Annotated in this window: 20 protein-coding genes; 8 read left to right on the forward strand and 12 right to left on the reverse strand. The window is 67.0% G+C overall.

The features are described from left to right. Window positions 1-50 precede the first annotated feature (50 nt). Together AC13GA_RS08960 and AC13GA_RS08965 are read right to left on the reverse strand one after the other, a co-directional pair. Complete coding sequence (locus tag AC13GA_RS08960; RefSeq protein WP_049445872.1) at window positions 51-704, reverse strand: response regulator; 654 nt, start codon at window positions 702-704, stop codon at window positions 51-53. Then, window positions 697-3,726 (reverse strand): sensor histidine kinase, encoded by a 3,030-nt coding sequence (locus AC13GA_RS08965; protein ID WP_482997910.1) that lies wholly within the window; start codon window positions 3,724-3,726, stop codon window positions 697-699. The genes AC13GA_RS08960 and AC13GA_RS08965 overlap by 8 nt, the downstream gene beginning before the upstream one ends. 96 nt (window positions 3,727-3,822) lie before the next feature. On the opposite strand from AC13GA_RS08965, the gene AC13GA_RS08970 reads away from it, so the two are divergent. From AC13GA_RS08970 to AC13GA_RS09000, 7 genes are all read left to right on the forward strand, one after another. Continuing rightward, the gene (locus AC13GA_RS08970) at window positions 3,823-4,155 is read left to right on the forward strand and encodes a hypothetical protein (RefSeq protein WP_482997911.1); all 333 of its coding nucleotides are present in this window, start codon (window positions 3,823-3,825) and stop codon (window positions 4,153-4,155) included. A 50-nt stretch (window positions 4,156-4,205) separates the two neighbouring features. Next, window positions 4,206-4,649 (forward strand): helix-turn-helix transcriptional regulator, encoded by a 444-nt coding sequence (locus AC13GA_RS08975; RefSeq protein WP_482997912.1) that lies wholly within the window; start codon window positions 4,206-4,208, stop codon window positions 4,647-4,649. Next, on the forward strand, window positions 4,646-5,302 hold the full coding sequence (locus AC13GA_RS08980; protein ID WP_482997913.1) for a hydrolase: 657 nt from the start codon (window positions 4,646-4,648) through the stop codon (window positions 5,300-5,302). The genes AC13GA_RS08975 and AC13GA_RS08980 overlap by 4 nt, the downstream gene beginning before the upstream one ends. A gap of 2 nt (window positions 5,303-5,304) precedes the next feature. Then, the gene (locus tag AC13GA_RS08985; RefSeq protein WP_482997914.1) at window positions 5,305-5,730 is read left to right on the forward strand and encodes a DoxX family protein; all 426 of its coding nucleotides are present in this window, start codon (window positions 5,305-5,307) and stop codon (window positions 5,728-5,730) included. A 119-nt stretch (window positions 5,731-5,849) separates the two neighbouring features. Beyond that, on the forward strand, window positions 5,850-7,697 hold the full coding sequence (locus AC13GA_RS08990) for an amidohydrolase (protein WP_482998093.1): 1,848 nt from the start codon (window positions 5,850-5,852) through the stop codon (window positions 7,695-7,697). Then, window positions 7,676-8,959 (forward strand): alginate export family protein, encoded by a 1,284-nt coding sequence (locus tag AC13GA_RS08995; RefSeq protein ID WP_482997915.1) that lies wholly within the window; start codon window positions 7,676-7,678, stop codon window positions 8,957-8,959. The genes AC13GA_RS08990 and AC13GA_RS08995 overlap by 22 nt, the downstream gene beginning before the upstream one ends. Beyond that, on the forward strand, window positions 8,953-10,602 hold the full coding sequence (locus AC13GA_RS09000) for an MFS transporter (RefSeq protein ID WP_482997916.1): 1,650 nt from the start codon (window positions 8,953-8,955) through the stop codon (window positions 10,600-10,602). The genes AC13GA_RS08995 and AC13GA_RS09000 overlap by 7 nt, the downstream gene beginning before the upstream one ends. A gap of 113 nt (window positions 10,603-10,715) precedes the next feature. Here AC13GA_RS09000 and AC13GA_RS09005 read toward each other — a convergent pair whose 3' ends face one another. After that, window positions 10,716-11,540, reverse strand: a complete 825-nt coding sequence (locus AC13GA_RS09005; protein WP_482997917.1) for an alpha/beta fold hydrolase — start codon at window positions 11,538-11,540, stop codon at window positions 10,716-10,718. 185 nt (window positions 11,541-11,725) lie between these two features. On the opposite strand from AC13GA_RS09005, the gene AC13GA_RS09010 reads away from it, so the two are divergent. Then, a complete protein-coding gene (locus AC13GA_RS09010; protein WP_482998094.1) occupies window positions 11,726-12,121 on the forward strand; it encodes a hypothetical protein in 396 nt (131 codons plus the stop codon). Between the two features lie 69 nt (window positions 12,122-12,190). On the opposite strand, the gene AC13GA_RS09015 is transcribed toward AC13GA_RS09010, so the two are convergent. From AC13GA_RS09015 to AC13GA_RS09055, 9 genes are all read right to left on the reverse strand, one after another. Continuing rightward, the gene (locus AC13GA_RS09015; RefSeq protein WP_482997918.1) at window positions 12,191-12,901 is read right to left on the reverse strand and encodes a DUF2968 domain-containing protein; all 711 of its coding nucleotides are present in this window, start codon (window positions 12,899-12,901) and stop codon (window positions 12,191-12,193) included. 99 nt (window positions 12,902-13,000) lie between these two features. Further along, window positions 13,001-15,166 (reverse strand): TadG family pilus assembly protein, encoded by a 2,166-nt coding sequence (locus AC13GA_RS09020; protein ID WP_136638091.1) that lies wholly within the window; start codon window positions 15,164-15,166, stop codon window positions 13,001-13,003. A gap of 8 nt (window positions 15,167-15,174) precedes the next feature. Next, window positions 15,175-15,633: a DUF3613 domain-containing protein gene (locus tag AC13GA_RS09025; RefSeq protein WP_482997919.1), complete on the reverse strand. Its 459-nt coding sequence runs from the start codon at window positions 15,631-15,633 to the stop codon at window positions 15,175-15,177. Next, window positions 15,630-16,523 carry a tetratricopeptide repeat protein gene (locus AC13GA_RS09030; RefSeq protein WP_482997920.1) on the reverse strand — a complete coding sequence of 298 codons (894 nt, stop codon included), beginning with the start codon at window positions 16,521-16,523 and terminating at the stop codon, window positions 15,630-15,632. Before AC13GA_RS09030 ends, AC13GA_RS09025 begins: the two co-directional genes overlap by 4 nt. Further along, window positions 16,523-17,458, reverse strand: a complete 936-nt coding sequence (locus tag AC13GA_RS09035; RefSeq protein ID WP_136638088.1) for a type II secretion system F family protein — start codon at window positions 17,456-17,458, stop codon at window positions 16,523-16,525. Before AC13GA_RS09035 ends, AC13GA_RS09030 begins: the two co-directional genes overlap by 1 nt. A 28-nt stretch (window positions 17,459-17,486) precedes the next feature. Further along, window positions 17,487-18,443, reverse strand: a complete 957-nt coding sequence (locus tag AC13GA_RS09040) for a type II secretion system F family protein (protein ID WP_136638087.1) — start codon at window positions 18,441-18,443, stop codon at window positions 17,487-17,489. 2 nt (window positions 18,444-18,445) lie between these two features. After that, window positions 18,446-19,795, reverse strand: a complete 1,350-nt coding sequence (locus AC13GA_RS09045; RefSeq protein ID WP_136638086.1) for a TadA family conjugal transfer-associated ATPase — start codon at window positions 19,793-19,795, stop codon at window positions 18,446-18,448. Continuing rightward, the gene (locus AC13GA_RS09050; protein WP_482997921.1) at window positions 19,780-21,036 is read right to left on the reverse strand and encodes a CpaE/TadZ family protein; all 1,257 of its coding nucleotides are present in this window, start codon (window positions 21,034-21,036) and stop codon (window positions 19,780-19,782) included. Before AC13GA_RS09050 ends, AC13GA_RS09045 begins: the two co-directional genes overlap by 16 nt. Before the next feature lie 27 nt (window positions 21,037-21,063). Next, complete coding sequence (locus AC13GA_RS09055; RefSeq protein WP_136638084.1) at window positions 21,064-22,422, reverse strand: type II and III secretion system protein family protein; 1,359 nt, start codon at window positions 22,420-22,422, stop codon at window positions 21,064-21,066.

Genomic DNA, 22,422 nt, shown 5'->3' on the forward strand with positions numbered 1-22,422 from the left:
CGGCCGGCACTACTGCGGGTGCAGGGCTGCAAGCCCTGCCGAACAACCCTTCAATCGTGACCGCTGTCGTCCAGGCTGATGATCCCGCGCCGCAGCGCCTGGGTCACCGCATGCGTGCGATCGCCCACGCCCAGCTTGTCCATCAGGCTCTTCATGTGCGCCTTCACCGTCTGCTCGGAAATCTGCATACGCTCGCCGATGCGCTTGTTCGACAGGCCACCGGCCACGTGCCGTAGCACTTCAGTCTCGCGCGGCGACAACCGGTCTTCCACCACATGCGCGGCGATGCTGGCCGCCACCGCCGGCGGAATCGGTGCGCGCCGGCCGCCAGCGACCATGCGGATCGTATCGACCAGCTCGTGGCGCAGCATGTCCTTCAGCAGGTAGGCGCTGGCGCCAGCCTGCAGCGCCCGCACCGCACGTACGTCACCGCGGTAGGTGGTCAGCACGATGATGCGCGCACGCGGATCCATCGCGCGGATCCGCACGATGGCTTCCACACCATCCAGGCGTGGCATCTGCAGGTCCATCAGCACCACGTCCGGCTGCAGCTGCTGGTAGCGTGCGATGGCTTCCTCGCCATCGGCGGCTTCACCGAGCAGGCGCAGGTCGGAATGGGCGCCCAGCAGGGCGGCCAGGCCGTCACGCAGCAGCGGGTGGTCGTCGACCACCAGTACGCCGATCGGGGCAGGGGTTTCAGTCATGGCTCGTTCTACTCCAGGGCCAGCGCCAACGTGATGGGCGGCGTTGATACAGGCGCCGGGTGGGAACTGCCAGCGCGACTTCGGTTCCCAGCCCGGGGCGGGTCCACAGTTGCAGTTCCGCACCGAGGCGCTGCGCGCGCTCACGCATGCCCTGCAGGCCCCAATGGCCATGCCCGGCATTCTCGTTGGCGATGCCGACGCCATCATCGCGCACGTGCAGCAGGAAGCACCGCGCGCCATACGACAGCTCTACTTCAATGGCGCTGGCGTTGGCATGACGCAACGCGTTGCGTATCGCCTCACGCCCTATCAGGAACACTTCTTCGGCCGCATCGGCCTGCAGCAGTGGCGTCGCACCTTCCACGGTCAGGCGCAGTGGGTTGGTGCCGTGACCGGCGTATTCGGCGTGCACATCGGCCAGTGCCGAAGCGAGGTCACGGCCGGCGAACGGTCCCTCACGCAGGGCATTGACCCGCTCGCGGCCCTCGGCCAGGTTGCGCTCGGCCAGTTGCATCGCCGATTCCAGCTGGCCGCGTACCGGCTCCGGGGTCTGGGGTGAATGGCTGATCGCGTGCAGACGCAGGATCAGGCCTTGGCTGCCTTGCAGCAGGGTGTCGTGCAGGTCGCGGGCAATGCGTTCGCGTTCGCCATGGCGTTCCTGCAGACGCGCGCGGAACAGCACCGCCAGCTGCCCGCTGCGGATGCGCACCGCCATCACCAGCAGCGCGAGGATCGCGGCCGCGCACAGCAGCTTGAACCACACGGTCTGCATGAAGGTGGGGGCGATGCGGAAGCTGCGGCTGGCCGGCGCGGTGCTCCAGATGCCGTCTTCGTTGGCGGCTTCCACCTCGAACCGGTAATTGCCCGGTGCGAGGTTGGTGTAATACGCGCGGGTGCTGCTGCCGGCATCCTGCCAGCCGTCGTCGACCCCGGACAGGCGATAGCGGTAGCGGTTGCGCTCCGGGCGTGCCAGCGACAGCGCCACGTAATCGATCTGCAATTGGCTGGTGCCGGCCGGAAGGCGCAGGCCATCGCGCAGTGGCTCGTGCTCACTGCCATACAGCACTTCGCCGATGCGCACGCTGGGCGCCATGGTGTTGATATGCGAGCGCGTGGTGTCCAGCCAGGCAAGGCCCTGGTTGGTGGCCAGCCACAACAGGCCATCGTTGGCCAGTGCGGCGGTGGCGATCGGTCCGCTCTGCAGGGCGATGCCCGGCATGCCATCCACTGCATCGAACAGGCGCGGTGTCACCGGCTGCCCGTTGCGCAGGGCGCGCCGCAGCTGATCGCTCCCCAGCCGGACCAGGCCACGACTGCCATTGAGCCAGAGGTAGCCCTTTGCATCGGCGACCATGCCGGTGATGCCTTCCATGACGCCGGCCATGTCGGTGCTCACCTGGACGAACCGGCCATTGCCCAGGCGCACGGCCAACCCGACCTCGCCAGCAACCAGCAGCAGGTCCTGATGATCGAGTAGCGCCGTGATCGGCCCGACCGACAGGCCGTGGCCGGCGTCGAAGGTTTCGATGCGCGTCGCCCCCATGCGGCGCAGCCGGCCATCTGCATAGCCGAGCAGCAACTGGCCATGGGCGTCCAGCGCCAGTGACGAGCAGGCCTGCTCGGGCAGGCGGCGTTCGCGTTGCCACTGGTCGTGCTGGTAGTGCAGCACCCCCCGTTCGCCGGTGCAGACCCAGGCCTGCTCGTCGTCGGGGAACAGCAGGGCATGCAGTGGTTGCCCGGTGAAGGGCTCGGGCAGCGGAATCAGCGTGGTGTGGCCAGCCACCGTGCGTGCCAGGTTGACCCAGTCGAACTGCCAGATCGGGGTGGGTGCCTGGCGCGCGGCGGCCTGCAGCTGCGTGGCACTGCCATCGAGCAGGGTGCGCCTGAGGTCGTAAGGCTTGAGGTCTTCGCCATAGCCATACACATGCCCATCGCTGGCCTGTACCAGTGAGCGGTAGGGATCACTTGGGCCCACCGCCAGGGTATGCACGCTGCGTGCGCGGAAGCGGTTGAGGCCGAGATTGGTGCCGACCCAGAGATTGCCTTCGCGATCGACGATGATCGGTACCGCCGAGGTGGCGGTCAGGCCATGCGGTGAATCGAAGCGCTCCATGCGCACGGCGCGGCTGCCGTCGAAGGTGATGCGGGCCACGCCGCCGTGCGGGCTCATGGTGGCCCACAGCGTGCCATCGGCAGTGAACTGCAGGCGCGCAGCCACCAACTCTGGCAACCGCCGTGCCTCGCGCTCGCTGTCCGGCAGCAGGCCCTGTGCGTTGGCCAGCGGCGAGGTGCCGCGCACGCGGTCGGCCAGCCACACTTCACCCTGCGGACTTTCGGCCAGCGTCGCCATCTGCGAGACGGCGATGCCGGTGTCTTCGAACGCGGTCTGGCCGGCCGCGCGCATCCAGACCTTCAGGTCGGCCAGTACCCAGAAGGTGCCGCGGCTGTCGTGCAGCAGCCATTGCACGCGATGTTCCGGCACCCCCATGCCAATGGGCAGCGGCTGCCATCGTTGGCCATTGAACTCGCGTAGTCCACCATTGATCGCGGCCCACAGCCGGCCGTCACGGTCCTGGCTGAAATGCGGGACCACACCCACCGGCACGCCCTGGTCGCGGCCGTAGTTGTGCAGCTGGCCGCGCGCGAGCTGGCTGATGCCGGCCTGGAAGTAGCCGATCCACAGGGCACCATCGCGGCCCTGCGCCAGCGTGACCATGTTGGTGGACGGGAAGTGGCTGCCGACGGGCGCCGCCTGCCGTTCGAAGCGACGGCCATCGAAGCGGTACAGGCCCGAGCCGGTGGCCAGCCACAACAGGCCGTCCCGGTCCTGGGTGATGTCCCAGATGTCACCAGGGGCGCCCTGGCCGACGCGCCAGGCCGTGTGCTCGTAATCGGGTAACCCGCCGCTCACCGGTGGGCGCTGCACGGCAAGGGCGGGCAGGGCGGTCAACAGCAGCAGGCAGGTCAGCAGCGTCCGCAGGTGACGTTGCAACGGGGAGGGGCGGCCACGCATGGCGCGCATTTTGACAGGTGTGGGGCAGCCCGGGGTGACCCGAACGGGGTACGCGGCGGGCGCCGCCGTCGGCTATCACGCCGGCATGTCCTCTGGAGCCCGGCCATGCAGCGCCTGTTCGTGATGTTCCCCGACCGCGGTCCGGGCATCGGCCTGCTGTGGCTGCGGCTGTGCGTGGCCGCTGCGCTGTGCACACCGGGCGCGCACACGGGCTGGCTGTCGGCGCTGTGCCTACTGGCGGTGGCGATGCTCGCGCTGGGCGTATTGACGCCGCTGGCGGTAGTGCCGGCAACACTGGGCCTGTATGCACAGGCACTGCCGTGGCCACTGGTGGTGTTGCCGCTGGCCTTGCTGGCGCTGGGCCCGGGTGCCTATTCACTGGATGCGCGGCTGTTCGGTCGTCGCCGGCTCGGCCATCGACCTCCCCCATTCGGGTAGGCGCTGCCTTCGACCGACGGGGGTAGGGCATCGCCCGGCGCACACGCACCATGGGCCACCCCTTCGCGGCGTCCCCCATGGCCACCGTTGTTCCGCCCGTTCCGCCCGCCGTGGCGCTGGCACCGCAGCAGGCCGCCGCATTGCAGCGCGCCTTGCGCTATGTCGATGAACACCTGTCACAGCCGCTGCGGGTGACAGAGCTGGCGCAGGCCGCCTGTGTCAGCCGCTTCCACCTCGTGCGCCTGTTCCGCACCGGTACCGGCGCCAGCCCATTGCGTTATGTGCGTCGTCGCCGCATCGAACGCGCGCGGCAACTGCTGCCCGGCGCGCAGCTGCCGATGGCGTGCCTGGCGCAGCAGCTGGGCTTCTTCGACCAGAGCCATTTCGTCCGCAGCTTCCGCGCCGAGACCGGCTGCAGCCCCGGCCAGTACCTGGCTGGTGATGCCGCCCTGTTGCTTCCCCCTGATCATGTTTCCAACGGAGTCCACCCATGAGCCTTGCCACCGCTACGCCCGCCCCGGCCCTGCTGTCGCCCACCGACCATGCCCTGGTGCTGATCGACTTCCAGTCGCAGATGGCGTTCGCCACCCACACCATCGACATTTCGGCGCTGCGCAACAACGTGTCGCTGATCAGCAAGGGCGCCAAGGGCTTCAATGTGCCGGTCGTGCTGACCACGGTGGCCGAAGCGTCGTTCTCCGGCCCGATGTTCCCGGAACTGCCGGAGATCTTCCCGGGCCAGACGGTGTTCGACCGCACCTCGATGAACACTTGGGAAGACCAACCGGTGATCGATGAGATCAACCGCATCGGCAAGCGTCGCCTGGTTGTTGCTGGCCTGTGGACCAGCGTCTGCATTGTCGGGCCGGCGCTGTCGGCGTTGGCGCAGGGCTTCGAGGTCTACGTGATCACCGATGCCTGCGGCGATGTCAGCGAAGAAGCCCACGAGCGTGCGATCACCCGCATGGTGCAGGCCGGTGCGGTGCCGATGACCAGCGTGCAGTACCTGCTTGAGCTGCAGCGTGACTGGGCACGGGGTGAGACCTACGAGCTGACCACCGGCATTGCCCGCGACCACGCCGGCGGCTATGGCATCGGCATCCAGTACGCCAAGAGCATGTTCGGCGCACAGGAGGGCGGGCACTGAGCATGCTGGCTGGCCATGGCCTCGACCTGGCCCTGTTGATGCTGCGCGTGGCGGCAGGAGGCTTCCTGCTGCCACACGCGCTGGGCAAGCTGTTCGGCTGGTTCGGTGGGCCGGGGCTGTCCGACTTCGCTACCGAGCTGCGCGGCTTCGGGCTGCCGGCGGTAGCACCGCTGCCGCTGCTGCTGGCCCTGCTGCAGGTGCTGTCCGGGCTGGCCGTGCTGCTGGGATGGCAGACCCGTATCGCTGCGCTTGCGGCGGCCGCTTTCATCGGCTTCACCGTCCTGCTGGCCCTGCCCAGGGGCTGGTTCTGGATGCGCGGCGGCAGTGAGTACCCGTTGATGTGGACCACGGTACTGCTGGCCATCGCGCTGGCCGGGCCCGGCACCTGGGCACTGGACGTCCACCGCCTTCCCGGAGACCTCGCATGAGTCACGATCCACTCGATCAAGGCCGCCGCAACGTGGTGCTGGCCAGCGGCGCTGCCGTAGCGCTCGGCCTGGCCGGCCGTGCCGCTGCCGCACTCGATTCCACTTCCAAGGAGCGTCGCATGAGTACGCTGGTCATCCGCAATGCCCGTATCACCACCCTCGACCCGCAGCAGCCGCATGCGCAGGCACTGGCCGTGCAGGAAGGACGCATCGTCGCCGTCGGCAGCGATGAAGAGATCATGCGTGGCTGGGGCAATGAAGCGACCCTGATCGACGCCCAGGGCCGGCGCCTGCTGCCCGGCCTCAACGACAGCCATACCCACCTGATACGTGGTGGCCTGAACTACAACCTGGAACTGCGCTGGGATGGCCTGCGTTCGCTGGGCGATGCCTTGGACATGCTGAAGGCGCAGGTCGACCGCACGCCTGCACCGCAGTGGGTGCGCGTGGTCGGTGGCTTCACCGCCACCCAGTTCAACGAGAAGCGCCTGCCCACGCTGCAGGAGCTCAACGACATCGCGCCGGATACGCCGGTATTCCTGCTGCACCTGTACGACCGTGCGCTGCTCAACCGCGCCGCGCTGCGCGCCTGCGGCTACACCAAGGACACGCCGGATCCGCCGGGCGGGCAGATCGTGCGCGATTCGCTGGGCAACCCGACCGGGCTGCTGCTGGCCAAGCCGAATGCGCTGATCCTGTATGCGACGCTGGCCAAGGGGCCGCGCCTGCCGATCGAGTACCAGGCCAATTCGACGCGTCACTTCATGCGTGAACTGAACCGGCTCGGCATCACCTCGGTGATCGACGCCGGCGGTGGTTTCCAGAACTACCCCGAGGACTACCAGGTCATCGAGCAGCTGCACCGCGATGGCCAGCTGACCGTGCGCGTCGCCTACAACCTGTTCACCCAGAACAAGGGCAAGGAAGTGGATGATTTCCGCGGCTGGAGCGAGATGCTGCAGCCGCGGCAGGGTGATGACCTGCTGCGCCACAACGGTGCCGGCGAGATGCTGGTGTTCTCCGCGGCCGACTTCGAGTTGTTCAACGAGCCGCGTCCAGAACTGCCGCCGGAGCTGGGACCGGAACTGCACGACGTGGTGAAGCTGCTGGTCGAGAAGCGTTGGCCGTTCCGCATCCATGCGACGTACGACGAGAGCATCACCCGCATCCTCGATGTGTACGAACAGGTCAATCGCGAGGTGCCTTTCGATGGCCTGCACTGGTTCATCGATCACGCCGAAACCATCACCCCGCGCAACATCGAGCGCATCCGTGCGCTGGGCGGCGGCATCGCCGTGCAGCATCGCATGGCCTATCAGGGCGAAGCCTTCGTCGAGCGCTACGGCGTGCAGGCGGCGCGGCATACGCCGCCAGTCAAGCGCATGCTGGCCGAGGGCCTGCCGGTCGGTGCCGGTACCGACGCCACCCGTGTGGCCAGCTACAACCCGTGGGTGGCGTTGTCCTGGCTGGTGACCGGGCGCACCGTCGGCGGCCTGGCCCTGTATGGCGATGAGAACCTGCTCGAACGCGAGCAGGCACTGCGCCTGTGGACCCAGGGCAGTGCCTGGTTCTCCGGCGACGAAGCAGTCAAGGGCACGCTGAAGGTCGGCCAGTTGGCCGATTTCATCCTGCTCTCGGCCGACTTCTTCCGTGTCGATGATGCGCAGATCGCCGACATCACCAGCGTGTTGACCGTGGTCGGTGGCCGCATCGTGCATGCCGACGCCGACTATGCAGGGCTTGCGCCGCAGCTGCCGCCGGCGATGCCCAACTGGTCGCCGGTCAACAGGTTCGGTGGCTACCACGTCGGCGGTACCGCCACCGGGTTGGCCGCCGCCCATCGCCACCATCACGGCGTAGCCTGCAGCACTCACGGTGCTCATGGTCATGCTGCACGGCACGCGGCGCCCACCGATGACCTGACCGCGTTCTGGGGTGCGATGGGATGCTCGTGCTTCGCGTTCTGAGCCTGGCGCTGCTGGCCGTGCCATCGCTGGCGCTGGCCTGCGAGGGGGGGAGCTGCAGTGACGCCGGTGACGGCCAACTGCAATGGGATGCGTCGCTGCGCGTGCGTGGGCTGTACTACGACCCGACCCGGCTCGGTATCGGTGGCACGGAGGACGGCTATGGCCTGCTGCGTGCGCTGGCCTCGGCCACCTATGTGGAAGACACCTGGCAGGCGAAGCTGCAGCTGGGTGTGCATGGGGAGAATGGCAAAGCCGGCGGCCCTGGCCGTACCGACCGCAGCGCGCTGGATGTGCAGCAGGCGTACTGGCGCTGGCAGCGAGGTGGCTTCCGCCTGCAACTCGGCCGCCAGGAAGCAGGCTATGGAAGTTCACGGCTGCTGTCGGTGCGCGACGGGCCGAACATCCGCCTGGGGTTCGACGGTGCGCGTGTGGGTTGGAAAGGTCGCCTCGGTACGCTTGATCTGATGGCATTGTGGCCAGTGGAAAACCGACCGGGTGCCTTTGATGATCGCGGCGAGCACGGTGCCCACCTGTGGGGTGCCTATGCCACCACGGTGCGGGGACAGGGCGCGGGACAGTGGGATCTGTACCTGCTGGACTACCGCCGCGAAGGCGCGCGCTTCGCCGCAGGCAGCGGTACCGAACGTCGGCAGACTCTGGGCGCGCGCTGGTTCGGCCAGGCCAGTGCACTGGACTGGAACAGCGAGCTGGTGGCGCAGGGCGGTGACCTTCGGACGACCGCCGGCACCCTCGATATCCGCGCCTGGACGCTGGCTACCGATACGGGGTGGCGCTGGACGAACCTGCCGCTGCAGCCGCGGCTGGGGTTGAAGGCAGACATCGCCAGTGGCGATGGCAACCTGCATGACGGCCGCCTGGGAACCTTCAACGCCTTGTTCCCGAAGTCGGCCTACTTCAGCGAGGCCAGCCTGCTGGCCCCGGCCAACCTGATGGACCTCCAGCCGACCCTGACCCTACGCCTGCACGACGCGGTGACGACGGAACTGGGCGTACAGATGGCCTGGAAGCATCGTCGTGCCGATGCGGTCTACACCACGCCCGCACCGCTGGTGGCGTTGCCAGGCAGCGCTGGTGGCGCGCGCCGCATCGGTAATCAATACAAATCCGAAACACGCTGGGAGGCCAGCGAACACTGGCAATGGCAGCTGCAGCTGGCCTGGGTCGATGCCGGTCCTGCACTGAAGCAGGCCGGAGGCCAGGACACGCTGTTCGCCTCGATCGTTGGAGCATGGCAATGGTGAACGCAACCGCGTCGCAACCCCCCGCACAGGCCGCAGGTGCCTGGTCCCCGCTGAAGATCCGGATGTTCCGTTCGATCTGGTTGGCGATCCTGGCCAGCAACATCGGCACCTGGGTCAACGACGTGGCCGCCGCCTGGGTGATGGCCGAGCGTACCGGTTCGCCGTTGATGGTGGCCCTGGTGCAGTCGGCCACCACCGTGCCGATCGTGCTGCTGGCGCTGGCCGCAGGCACGCTGGCCGACATCGTTGATCGCCGCAAGTACCTGTTGGCGACCCAGGGCTGGATGCTGCTGGTCGCCGCCGTGATGGCGACGCTGACCGCGATGGACCTGCTGACCCCGCAGCTGCTGGTGCTGTTGACCTTCTGCATGGGCTGCGGTGCGGCCATGGCGATGCCGGCGCAGGCCGCGATCGTGTCCGAACTGGTGCCGCAGCCGATGCTGGCCTCGGCGGTGGCGCTGAACTCGATCGGCATCAACATCGCACGCTCGATCGGCCCGGCCATCGGCGGCGTGATCGTCGCCCAGCTCGGCGCCGTCTGGGCGTTCGGTTTCAACGCCATCACCTTCGCTGCGATGCTGTTCGTGGTGTGGGGGTGGAATCGCGACCCGAAACAGTCCAGCCTGCCGCCGGAAGGCTTCGGTGCCGGTCTGAAGGCGGGCCTGCGCTATGCCAGCCGCGCCGGGCGCCTGCAGGCGGTGTTGATCAAGTCGGTCGGCTTCTTCTTCTTTGCTGCGGCGATGAATGCACTGCTGCCGGTGGTGGTACGCGGCCAGATGCAGGGTGGGGCGGGGCAGTACGGCATGCTGCTCGGCTGCATCGGGATCGGTGCCGTGGGTGGTGCGTTGTTGCTGCCGAAGCTGCGCGCGCAGATGGATCGCGACCTGCTGGTGCTGCTGGCCACGCTGTCGCTGGCGCTCAGCCTGGTCGGGCTGGCGCTGACCCGCAGCTGGTACGTGCTGCCCTTGGTGATGCTGATCAATGGCTTTGCCTGGATCACCGTGCTGTCGTCGCTGCAGATTGCCGCGCAGACCGCAGTGCCAGCGTGGGTACGGGCGCGTGCACTGGCGCTGTACATCATGGTGTTCTCCGCTGGTATGGCGGCCGGTGGCCTGAGCTGGGGCGCGCTGGCGCAGCGCACCTCGCCGGAGCTGGCGTTGCTGGTGGCTGCCGCCGGCGCAGTGATCGGCGGATTGCTGGTGTGGCGCGTGCGCATCGCTGGCACCGAGGATCTGAACCTAAGTCCGGCCGGGCACTGGCCGGCACCGGAACTGTCGGTGCCGGTATCGAACGATTGCGGCCCGGTACTGGTCACCCTCGAGTACCGGATTGACGATGCTGACCGCGCCGAGTTCCAGGCGCAGATGCGCGCGCTGGGAACGATCCGGCGTCGTGATGGCGCCGTGGTCTGGGGAGTAGTGGAGGACGTGGCCAGCCCAGGCATCCACCTTGAGTATTTCGTGACCCCATCGTGGCTGGAGCACCTGCGCCAGCACGAACGCATCACCGCCGATGACAAGGCGATCCAGGAAGTGCTGCGCGGGCTGCATCGTGGCGAACGTGCGCCGGTGGTGCGCCATTTCGTGGGCGGCCATGATCCGTTGCCGAAGACCGGGGTCCCGCACCACCACAGCGATATCTGACAAAAAAGGGGACGGAGGGGATTAAGTCGTTTGTACACAAGCGACTTAATCCCCTCCGTCCCCTTTTTGCGACCGCAGAAGCGGCGGCATCGTCATGGTGCCGCCGCGGTACATCACCCGCGTGCGAACGCCAGCAGATCGGCGTTGAACCGGTCGGCGTGGGTGACGGTCAGGCCGTGCGGCGCACCCGCGTACACCTTCAACTCGGCGTCCTTGATGATCTGCGAGGACAGCTTGGCCGAGGCATCGAATGGCACGATCTGGTCGTCATCACCGTGCACGACCAGCGCCGGCACGTCGATCTTCTTCAGGTCTTCGGTGTAATCCACTTCCGAGAATTCGTGCACGCAGTCGTACTGGCCCTTGACGCCACCGAGCATGCCCTGCAGCCAGAACGAATCACGCATGCCCTGGGTAACGCTGTTGCCGTCGCGGTTGGCGCCGAAGAACGGCGTAGTCAGGTCCTTGAAGAACTGCGAGCGGTCACCGCTGGTGCCCTTGCGGATGCCGTCGAAGACCTCCAGCGGGGTACCGGCCGGGTTGGCATCGGTCTTCAGCATCAGCGGCGGCACGGCGCCGACCAGCACCACCTTGGCCACGCGCTTGCTGCCGTGGCGCCCGATGTAATGGGCCACTTCGCCGCCACCGGTGGAGTGGCCGACCAGGATCGCGTCCTTCAGGTCCAGCGCCTCGAGCACGGCGGCCAGGTCATCGGCGTAGGTGTCCATGTTGTTGCCGTCCCAGGTCTGGCTGGAGCGGCCGTGGCTGCGACGGTCGTGAGCGATCACGCGGAAGCCGTTCTGGCCCATGAACAGCATCTGCGGGTCCCAGGCATCGGAAGACAGTGGCCAGCCGTGAGCGAACACGATCGGCTGTCCGGTACCCCAATCCTTGTAGAAGATGCGCGCGCCGTCGGCGACGGTGACGAAGTTGCTCATTGTGGTTTCCTTGGCTGAAGGGAGGGAAGGCGCTGGCGTGGATGCCGGTGCCTTCGGCAGTACAGCGCAGCGCACGCCGGGCGGCTTGCACGGCTGTGCTGGATTGCCCGGCCCTGACGCATATCGCTCTGGCGCAACGTGGTCGGCATGTCGACGATGGCCGCAGCCTGGTCGAGGAGCCCGCGATGCCGAGAGTGCGATGCAGCCCCCTGTTGTGCCTCCTGTTGGCCGCAGTGGTGCATGCGCAGACCAATGTCTACAAGTGCGTGGATGGACCGCATCCGGTCTACCAGCAGACGCCGTGCCAGGGGCGTGCGGAATGGCGATGGGAGGTGCCGGCAGAGGCGTCGCTGTCGCGTGGTCCGTTGCCGAAGGCAGCCAAGGCGGCCAGTGCAGTCCCGGCCCGACCTCGCAGCGTGCGGTCGGGCCGGGCGCACGCCGCGCTGATACCCATCAGCACCGATCCCACAGCCTGTGAGCGTGCGCGGCAGCAACGCGGGCAGGCGCTCGCCAAGGCCAAGCGCCTGGACTTCGTACAGCGGCGGCAGCTGGATGACGCGGTGCATGACGCGTGTCGCTGAATCCAGGAGTGCCAGAAACGACAACGGCGCCCTTGGGCGCCGTTGTCAGCAAATGCCAGGTCCTGGACCTCAGCGTCCGTCGTTGGCCGCCGGTGCCGGCGAGGGCACGCTGTCCGGCTTGGGCAGGCTCAGTTCCGGGTTGCCCTGTTCGGCCTGCAGGATCTGGATGCGGCGCTGCAGTGCATCCAGCTGGCTGTTGGTGCTCTGCACGTCGCTGCTCAGGCTGACCGCCTGCTGCTGGGCCTGCTGCAGGGCAGCGCTGACCTGGGCGGACTGTGCCTGCTGCTGTTCCATTTCCTGCTGCAGGGTGCGCAGGCGCTCCTCGTTGTAGGCCACCAGGCGCTCGGTATAGCGCTTGCCGGCTTCCAGGCGGGTAGTGTCGATATAGACCTGTGCCAGCTGCTCGGACTGCTGCGCGAAGGTTCGGTAAACACGCTCGGCGTTGTCGACGGCGTCGGTCTTGATCACCCGCCAGAAATTCTTTTCCTGGAACAGGGCGACGTAGTAGGTCAGGGTGTTGGCGTTGAACAGCAGGCTGGCGCCATAGTTGCCGTTGTAGGTGGTGCGCAGCTCGGTCAGCTGGCGCGCATCCATCAGCTGCTTGAGTTCGTCAACGGTGTTGCGTACCACCGGTGCAGTGCGCGCGGCCGGCTCTGCGGCAGCTTCGCGGTCGCCTCGTGCAGCCATCGCCGCCGGTGCCACCAGCACCATGGCCACGGCCAGCATTGCCGCGCTGCGCGCGTGCCGGGCGAAGACCGCGCCCCCTGAAGTTTCTCGCATGTCTAGACCATCCACGGATGAGTGTGGGTTGAGATGAAGGTGGTTCCCCGCCGGGAGTCTAGCATGGGCGCGGGCGCCGCCAAGGGCGCCCGTCACGGGTCAGTAGACCAGTTGCGCGGGCGTGCACTGGATGGACTGCACATGCACATCCGTACGGCCTAGTTCCAGGCCCAGCACCTGGGCCAGCAGCGAGCGCAGCAGCGAGCCGACACTGTTGAGCAGCGGCTTCAGGACATCCAGGGCGGGCTTCAGCAGCAAGCAGAGGAGGCCCGAACAACTGACCGGGCCATTGCCGGGGGCGGTAACGCCCTCGCCGGCGAACTGGTCCAGGAAGCCGTCTTGGGCGGTCTGCAGGTAGGACGCGAGGTTCTGCGTCATGCAGTTGTTGTAGGCCTGATCGCTCAAGGAAATCAGCAGGCTTGCGCACCGGTTGACGGTCAGTCCGCCGAGCAGGCTACCCAGCAGTGCCGGCAGCACGCCCAGCCCTTCGCCAGTCACGGCCGTGCGATAGCCCTTCCAGACGGAACCATCCTCCCAGCATGTGAGCAGGCCCACCAGGCAGGGTTTTGGAACACCCTTGGGTACAACCCACGCGCCCAAGGGTTTCAGCCCCCGTGTCTGGTCGCCAAGTTCAAGCAGCTTGATGGACGCATCGACGTCATAGCGATTGCGACCAACGTTGGCGGCTTTCAGGTAGCGATCGGCCAACTGCGCTGCGGTCGAGCCCTGGCTCATGCCGTCGTCGCGTGGATCGAGCACGCCGGAGAGTACGCGCAGCAGTTCGCTGACCAGGTCGGACACGGCGGTGCCCACCTCCAGCGAGTTGACCTGGGTTGAACCGGTCGCGCCGGCGGGGAGGGTGAGGCTTTGAGTGTCGGTCAGCGTATTGACCTTGATGCTGTCATTGATCAGCGGGGCGCCGAGCAGTGTCAGCATCTGTTCCTTCTGCAGGGTGTCGCCACAGACATTCTGCTTGGAGAACCGCTCGCTGTCGGCCACCTTGCCGACGCATGCGCGCAGCACGGAGGACTCGACCTTGATCGTCGCCGTGGGAGGTGTGCTGCCACATTGGAGGCTGGTCAGGGTCGCCATTGCATTGGTCACGTCTGCATGGACCGGCAGCTTCAGGCGGATGCCCAACAGTGAAAGCACTCCGCCTGCAACGGGGATGTTGTTGGTATCGATGTCGAGGAAGACGCGGATCTGCGCGTTGTAGGCGCGCGAGCCAATGCCACCGATGGCGATTGACGGCGGCTCCACCACGGCGGCTTTCGCATTGACCAGGCCCAGCAGGTTGAGTTCATCGACCGAGACTGCACGGCCACCATTGGCGATGCTGATGCTGGTGCCGATCAGGTCCAGCACATTGACATCGGCCTGCAGCGCGCTGGAAATCGTTCCATCCGGCGCGACCACGCGTGCGAACAAGCCGCCGCCGCTGTCATCGGAACCGAGTTTCACCTCCAGCTGCTTGAGGTCGATGCCCTTCACGACCAGGGCATTCTCCAGTGCACTCAGGTCCACGTGGGCAACGCCCTGTTGGGTCAGCAGGTCAACGGTGGCCTGAAGGATCTTGCCCAGCTTGACCTTGCGGCCGGCCAGCAGGTTGTTGAACTCCGCCACGCCCATGTTGACGTCGATCGGAATGCCCAGTGCCTGGAGCAGTCCATTCGGGGTGATATGCGCCTGTGCAAGGCCGTCGTAACCGAGCAGGGTGGTCTTGTCGAGGTCGGCACCCACCAGTTTCAGGACATTTCCCAGTGGCGTGTTGCCGTTGATGCGCAGCAGTTGCGAGCCGACACTGAAAACCGCCGTAGGTTCTGCACGGCGCGCCACGGCCTGGGCGGTCACGGTCGGCAGGCTGCTGTTCTGCCCGAAGAAGGGAAGCACCGCGCGGCGGGTGATGACACGAACGGCGTTGCGCTGATTCGCCGCATCGACGACCGGGCTGAAGTGCCCCTCGGTGGCCCGGGTCACGTTCCAGTTCCCACAACGGATCTCCAGGCTCCCCGCAAACTTGTTCTGGGTCAGCGCACTCTGCCGCGCCGCACTGTTGTCGCTGTTGTCCGAGGTACACAGCTCCAGTCGTTGCGCGCCGGCCAGTGCGGCCAGGTCGGCGACCTTCTGCGCGTCACGCTTGGCCCAGAACAGATAGCCGATTTCGATCAGACCCAGCATCGCCAGCAATGCCAGCATGACCAGCATCATGGTGATCGACATGCCACCACGCGGGCGGCTGAAACTGAACTGGCGTGGGCGTTTCATGGCCTACCTCAGCGTCCGGATGAGGATGTTCCCTTGGACTTGGCGACATCGGTTTCAAAGAAGTCCGGGATCTCGTGTTCAAAGCTCTTGATGTAGCGGGCATAGCTCAGGGTGGCCTGGTCGCCGAGGATCGGTAGATGCTGCCCGGCCTGCTGTCCTGATGCCTGCAGGCGGAACAGGTTGCGTGCGGTATCACCGATCTGGCTGCGTACCGGGCGCGGTGCTGGAGCGATGCCGTCGGCGGCGACAACCGCCGTGGTAGCGGTTACCGGCGTCGGTGTGGCGGGCGCTGCCAGGTCGACCGTAGGCAGTGGCTCGGACTGCAGTGGCTGCGCTGCCGGGGTGGATGGACTGCCACCGCCGAGCATCTGCCCGGTCAACGGTTGTTGCTGCGCTTGCACGGCTCCCGCAACCAGCAGGCAGGTCAATACGGACAGCAGGCGTCGGGACAGGGGTGTCGCGGTCATGGTGTGTTCCCGTTCGGGCGGTCGGAGGCGCTGAAGCGTTCCAGCATCGAGGGCGGCAGGCGCTGCGGATCGCGCGCATCACGGGCATCGCGGCGCGGTTCGGCTGCCAGTCGTGTGCTGCCTGTTGTATTGCTGCTGGCCGCCGCCATCGCCGTCGCTGGGGCGGGTGGCGTGACCGTTGCCGCAGCAGCGGCAGCGGCATGACGTTGCTGCAGGCGGGCGCGGATCTGTGCGGCCTGCTGTTGGATGCTGTTGCGGGTTTCTTCGTTGAGGTTGGCCTGCTGGGCAAGACGCTCGGCGGTGGCGGTATCGCCACGAAGCACCGCCCACAGCGCCAGGTTGGCGGTGGCCTTGGCGTTGCCTGGTGACAACTCCAGCGCCTTGGCCAGCGGTTCGCGCGCCTGCTCGAAGCGGCCCGCGCGCAGCCGTGCATAGCCGAGGTCACCCAGGTAGCTGGTATTCAATGGCTGCAGCTGGGTGGCCTGCGCCAACGCCTGCTCGCTGCCGGCATCGTCATCGCGGCGCGCAGCGATCAGGCCGAGGCCATGTGCCGCCGCAGCCGCCTGCGGACCGCTGGACAGGTCGCGATACAGGGCGATCGCCGCGTCGGCCTGTCCAGTCTCGCGCAATGCATCGGCCTGCAGCAGGCGCAACGCCGGCGGGTCCCCGTAGCGCTGGCGGAAGGCATCGACATGCGCCAGCGAGGCATACCACGCCCCCTGCTGCTGCATGCGCTCGATCAGCTCCAGGTAGGCGTTGCGGCTGTCCTGCGGTGCCGGTTCGGGCGCGGCCAGGCTGGGCGCACGCAGATACTTCGGCGTGGTCGATGAGCAGCCGCCGGCGACGGCGACGAGAGCAAACAGCAGGCAGGTGTTGCGCAGGGCAGGCATCAGGGCGATCCCATCTTGGACATGGTTGTGGCCAGCGCGACCAGCGCGGGGCCGGCAAGGACCAGCATCAGCGCTGGCAGCAGGGTCAGCATCATCACCACGGTCATCTTGACCGAGAGCTTGCCGACCTTTTCCTTCAAGGTATTGCGGCGCTGTTCGCGCAGGCGGACGCTGAACTGCCGCAGCGGCTCCTGTACCGCACCGCCGTGCGCATGCACCTGCAGGATCAGCTGCATCAGGCTGCTCAGGTCGTCGTCGGCATAGACTTCGCTCAAGCGGCGCAGCGACTGCGCGCGGGTGCGGCCGTGGGTGTAGGCCACGTTGGCTTCCTGTAGTTCGCCACCGAGTACCGGCAGCGCGTCACGCAACTTGTCGCCCAGCGTCTGCAGGCTCTGGTCCATGCTGAATCCCACGCCCTGCAACAGCCGCAGCAGGTCGATCAGCAGAGGCAACTCGTTGTCGACGGCCCGCCGCCGCCGCTTCACCCAGGAAGAGAGAACGAACTTTGGCAGCAACAGGCCGGCGGCCAGCGCACCGATCACGACCATGATCCTGGCCAGTCCCGTGGCATCACTGAAGGCCAGCGCCAATGCCAGCACGAGCAGCGCCAGAAGCAAGCGCAGGCCGAGATAGATTGCGGTGCCGCGACGCGTGTTCCAGCTGGCCAGGTCCAGCAGCAGGCGATCTTCATTGGCCAGCAGCGCAGCTTCCAGGCGACCGCCACTGAGCGCGCGGCCGAATCGCTCCAGCCAGCCCAGTGAATCGCGTTGTGTGGTCTCGTTGTCACGCGCCTCTTCGCGCGGTTGCAGGGCGGTCTTCAACGTGGCCGAGGTGCGGTGTTCGCGATGGCTGCGCACCCAGCCGGCAATGCCGAGCAGGGCGATGCCAGCCGCAAGCAGCAGCAGGGAGAGGGCGAACCAGGCGCTCGCGCTCATCGGGCATCTCCGGGGTGGCTGCGGCGGTTCATAGTGATTTGGCCAGGCGATACAGCAGGAATGCTCCGAACAGCTCCAGCCCCAGTGCGATCAGCAGGATCTTGTGACCGAGTGGATCGTGCAGGACCGGCTGGAAAAACTCGGGGCTGGAGATTGCCATCAGCACGGCGCTGGCCGGTGGCAGCAGGCCCAGCACCCACGCTGACATGCGCGTCTCGGAGGTGGTCGCGGCCAGTTCCTGCTGCGCCTGTTCCAGGTCGCGCATGAAATCACCCATGCGCTGCAGGATCTGGTCGGAGCGGCCACCAATGCGCACGCTGACCCCGACCACCACCGACAGAACCTTCAGCACATCCATGCGATACGGCTGCGCCGCCAGTGCGAGCGCGCGGTCCAGGTCCATGCCGCTGCGCGCATAGCGCACCGTGGTATCCAGCAGGCCACGCAGCGGTGCGCTGGTCTGCATCGATGCCACCTGGAACGCCGCCTGCAGGCTGTTGCCCAGCGCGGTCAGTCGCACAAGGTTGTCGAGGAAATCCGGCAGCTGATGCAGCAGCTGCGCGCGCAGCTTCGATGTCCGCCGCATCACCCACAGCCAGCAACCCAGAAGGTACAGCAGCAGGGTCAGCGGAAACATCCATGCGGTGCCGAGCCGCAGCATCGCCACCACAGAAAGCACCAGCCCCGGCACCAGCAGCATGATGGGAAGCTTCCAGCCCGTCTGCAGGCCGGCGCGCTGCAGCAGGCCGTCCAATGGCAGCACGCGTCGCCCGCTGCTGGCCGGTCGCGGCGGATCGTTGGCCGCTGCAACGGAGGCGCCAGCGGGGGCGCCAGCACCGGCGCTGCCACGCGCAAGGCGCTGTTCGGCGTGCTGCATCGATGCCTGGCGCTGCTCGCGGCTGCTGGCTGTGCCCCACAGCCAGACCGCCAGAGCCAGCAGCACCGAGATGATGCTCAGTACGCCCAGCAGCAGCCCAGTGCCCATGCTCAGAAGTCCCCGTACAGGGATTCGCGCAGCTGCTGGCGGAATGGCTCCAGCTTGTGCGAATGCGGATGGAAGCCCAACCCGATCCAGCGATCGATTTCCCTGCCGTTGCCGTCGATCTGCAGCTCGTGGCGGAACATTTCCTGGGTGGTGATCAGGTTGTCGCTGACGCCGGTGATTTCTGTGATCGAGACCAGCACGCGGCGGCCACTGCCGAGGCGCGAGATCTGCACGATGAAGTCGATGGCGCTGGCGATCTGCCGCCGCAGGCTGTCCTCACTGCCCTGGAAGCCAGCGAAACCGGCAAGCATCTCGATGCGGTACAGGCAGTCACGCGGCGAGTTGGCGTGGATGGTGGCCATCGATCCGTCGTGGCCGGTATTCATCGCCTGCAACATTTCCAGTACCTCGGCGCCACGCACCTCGCCGACGACGATGCGATCGGGACGCATGCGCAGGCTGTTGCGCACCAGGTCGCGGATGCTGACCGCACCCTGGCCCTCGGCACCACCGATCCGGCTTTCCAGGCGTACGACGTGCGGATGGTTGAGTGATAGTTCGGCGGTGTCCTCAACTGTGATCACGCGTTCGTTGGCCGGCACGTAGCTGGCCAGTGCGTTCAGCAGCGAGGTCTTGCCGGAACTGGTGCCACCGGAGACCAGGATGTTGCAGCGGCCCAGCACCATCGCCTTCAGCAGCGCCTGCATGGGTGCATCGAAGGTGCCTTTGGCCAGCAGCTCATCGGGGGTGAACGGGTCCTTGCGGAACTTGCGGATGGACACCATCGGTCCGTCCACCGCCAGCGGCGAGATGATCGCGTTGAGGCGGCCGCCGTTGGGCAGTCGCGCATCGACCATCGGGTTGGAATCATCCAGGCGGCGCCCCAGCGGAGCGAGGATGCGGCGCAGGATGCGCAGCAGGTGGGTATCGTCGGTGAAGCGCTGGGTGGCGCGCTTGAGCTGGCCGCCCTGCGAGACGTGCACATCCTTGAAGCCGTTGATCAGGATGTCTTCGATGGATGGATCGTGCAGCAGGTCGTCCAGCGGGCCAAACCCGGTCAGCTCCTTGACCAGGCCTTCGGCAACCACCTGCATCTCTTCCTCGTTGATCGGGATGCGCCATTCCTGGATGAAGCCCACGGTCTGCACCTGCACCCAGCGGGCGATGGTGTCCGGGGCCCAGGAATCGATGTCGATGCGCTCGTCCTCGATGCTGTTGAGCAGGTGCTCGTGCGCAGCCGACAGCACCTTCTGGTACTGCTCGGTCTGTGCGAACGGCAGATGGCCGGCGGCGCTCTCGGGCAGCACCGGGCGGGCAGCGGCATGCGGGAACGGAGTTACCTTGTCTTCCATTGCGATCCACCCAGAGCAAGGGAGAGTCTTTCCCGCAGGCCCTGCGCCTGGACCGGGCACGCAGCCGGATCCAATCGCGGGACGAGCGGGGCGAGGGCACGCAGGTAGGGGTCGCGCGGCGCATCCTGCAGCAGCAGATGGCCCTGGCTGGCCGCCAGGCGTACGCGCGGTCGTTCGGGCAACGTTGCCAGCAGCGGCACCTCGAAGCGGCGCGCGATCTGCTCCGGGCTCATGCCGCTGCTGTCGTCGTGGCGGTTGATAAGCAGCTGCAGGCGCTTCTCGCGTTCGCGCTGGCCAGCGAGGTGCTTCAGTGCCTGGTCCAGTGACACCAGCGTGGCGATCGAGGCGTCGGTGACCAGCCAGATCTCGTCGGCCTGGTCCAGCAGCAGCGGTGGCAACTGCCGCAGCGGGCAGCCGCCGGCATCGCACAGCACGCTGGCGAACACGCCGCGCAGCCGCTGCAGCAATGCGCCCGGGTCCGAGGGTGGCACCGCATCACTGCCACCTGCACGGTCCAGCAGCACCAGCCCGGACTCATGACGCGCCATCGCGGTGCGGGCAAGGGTAGCGTCGATGCGGCTGGCATTGCGCAGCGCATCCTCGTAGTGGAAGCGGCTGTCGAGATTGAGGTACAGCGCAAGGTCGCCCGAGGGCTGCGCCAGTTCCAGCAGCAGGCCGTCCTGCTGCAGCGCGTCGCCCTGGGCCAGCGCGCGGGTCTGCTGCGCCAGCACCGACAGATGCGCCGCAAGAGTGCTGGTGCCGACGCCGGCGCGCACCCCCAGCAGCACGATCAGGCGTGCCTTGTGTGCCAGCTGCGCCGAAGGAGCCGGTCGTGGCGACAGTGCGCGGCGCAGCGCTGCTTCGATGCCGATGTTGTCGCTGTCCAGGTCCAGCACGTCACGCAGGCCCACGCGCAGCGCCATCACCACACCTTCCACCTGGCCGGCACTGGTGGAACCGACCGCGACCAGCATCAGCTCCGGCTCGGTCTGCTGCAATTGCTGTGCAAGCACGCTGGAGGCGGCCGCGTGCTCGGGACGGAAATCGAGAAGCACCAGGCTTTCCGGTCCGCGTTGCAGGTCCTGCGCGGAAGTCGGCATGCTGCTGTCCTGCCAATGCAGGGTGGTGGCCGGCGGCAACTTGGCGGCCAGCCGGGGCAGCAGTTCGCGATCCATGCCGTACAGGACCAGGTTCATCGGTGGTCCTTGTGGATGCAGCGGCTGGGCGGTGGCGTAGGGCATGGTCGTGGTATCGCAGGCATCATGGAGTCAACGCGAGAAGCCGGGCACCGGGTCCTGGCTGATCGGGCCGAGCAGCCACGAACCCCATTCCGGAAGGTTCGGCTTGGCCTCGCGTTCGCCGGGCAGCGGTAGTTCGGTGTTGCGCGCCAGCGGCTTCACCAGCCGCGGCGTGACGATGATCACCAGTTCCTTGTCCTGTCGTTTGTAGTCGAAGTTGCGGAAGAACGAGCCGATGATCGGCAGGTCGCCCAGCAACGGGATCTTGCCGACGCTGGACACCACGTTGGAGCTGACCAGGCCGCCGATCACGAAGCTCTCGCCGTCGCCGAGCTCGACGGTAGTGTCTGCGCGCCGGGTAGTGATCGAAGGGATCTGCACACCGTTGAGGGCGATGGCGTTGCTGTAGTCCAGGTCGCTGGCTTCCGGAGCCACCTTCAGCGCGATGCGATTGGGTGCCAACACCGTCGGGGTCACGGTCAGGCCGATGCCGAATGGCTTGTAGGTGATGGTGGTGGTGCCCAGCCCCTGCGGTTCCAGGATCGGCAGTTCGCCACCTGCCAGGAAGCTGGCACTCTGGCCGGACAGCGCGACCAGCGTCGGTTCGGCCAGGACACGCGCCATGCCGTTGCTCTGCAGCAGGTCGACATCGGCGTTCCACAGGCCCTTGGTCGAGCCGAACACCAGGCGGAATGCAGAGGAAATGGGCGACTCGGCTTCGTTGCCGGAGTTGCCTTCCTTCATCCCGGGCAGGATGCCGGTGTTGCCCGGCAGCTGGCCGCCTGGACGGGCGAAGCCGTAGGCGAAGTTGCCATTGCGGTTCTGGAAACTGATGCCGATCTGCTTCAGCGCCGTCTTGTTGAATTCGACGACCTTGACCTCGACCTGGACCACGCCGCCGCTGCTGACCGTCGATGTATCAGCAAGCGTGCCGTCCTTGCCCAGCGCCATCGCCGCGGTGCGCTGTTCCTGCATGTGCGAGAGCACGCTGTCGGTACTTCCCTGCAGCAGGCCCTGGTTGTCCTGCTGGGTGAACACCAGCCCGCCCGAGCCGGCGTCGGCCGCACCCTGCACGGCGCTCTGCACCCGCACCTGCAGGCGCTGCGGTTCGGCCTGCCTGCGGTGCCACAGCAGCAGGGTCGTGATGCCTGGTGCCTTGCCGACCAGCAGTGCCTGGCGCTGGCCGCGCAGCATCACGATATCGGCCACGCCGGGGTCGGCGATGGCGACCCGCTCCAGGTCGGCCGGCAGCGTCCACGGCCGTTGCTCACGTGCCTGCAGCACCAGATCGTCGGCCGCCACGCTTGTTGCCGGTGCCAGCAGCACCAGCAGCAGGGCCAGCCAGCGCTGGCGGGGGGAGAGGCGTGGACTGCGGCGACGTTCGGTCAT

This window comes from Stenotrophomonas sp. 22DLJC03 (genome assembly GCF_056861405.1).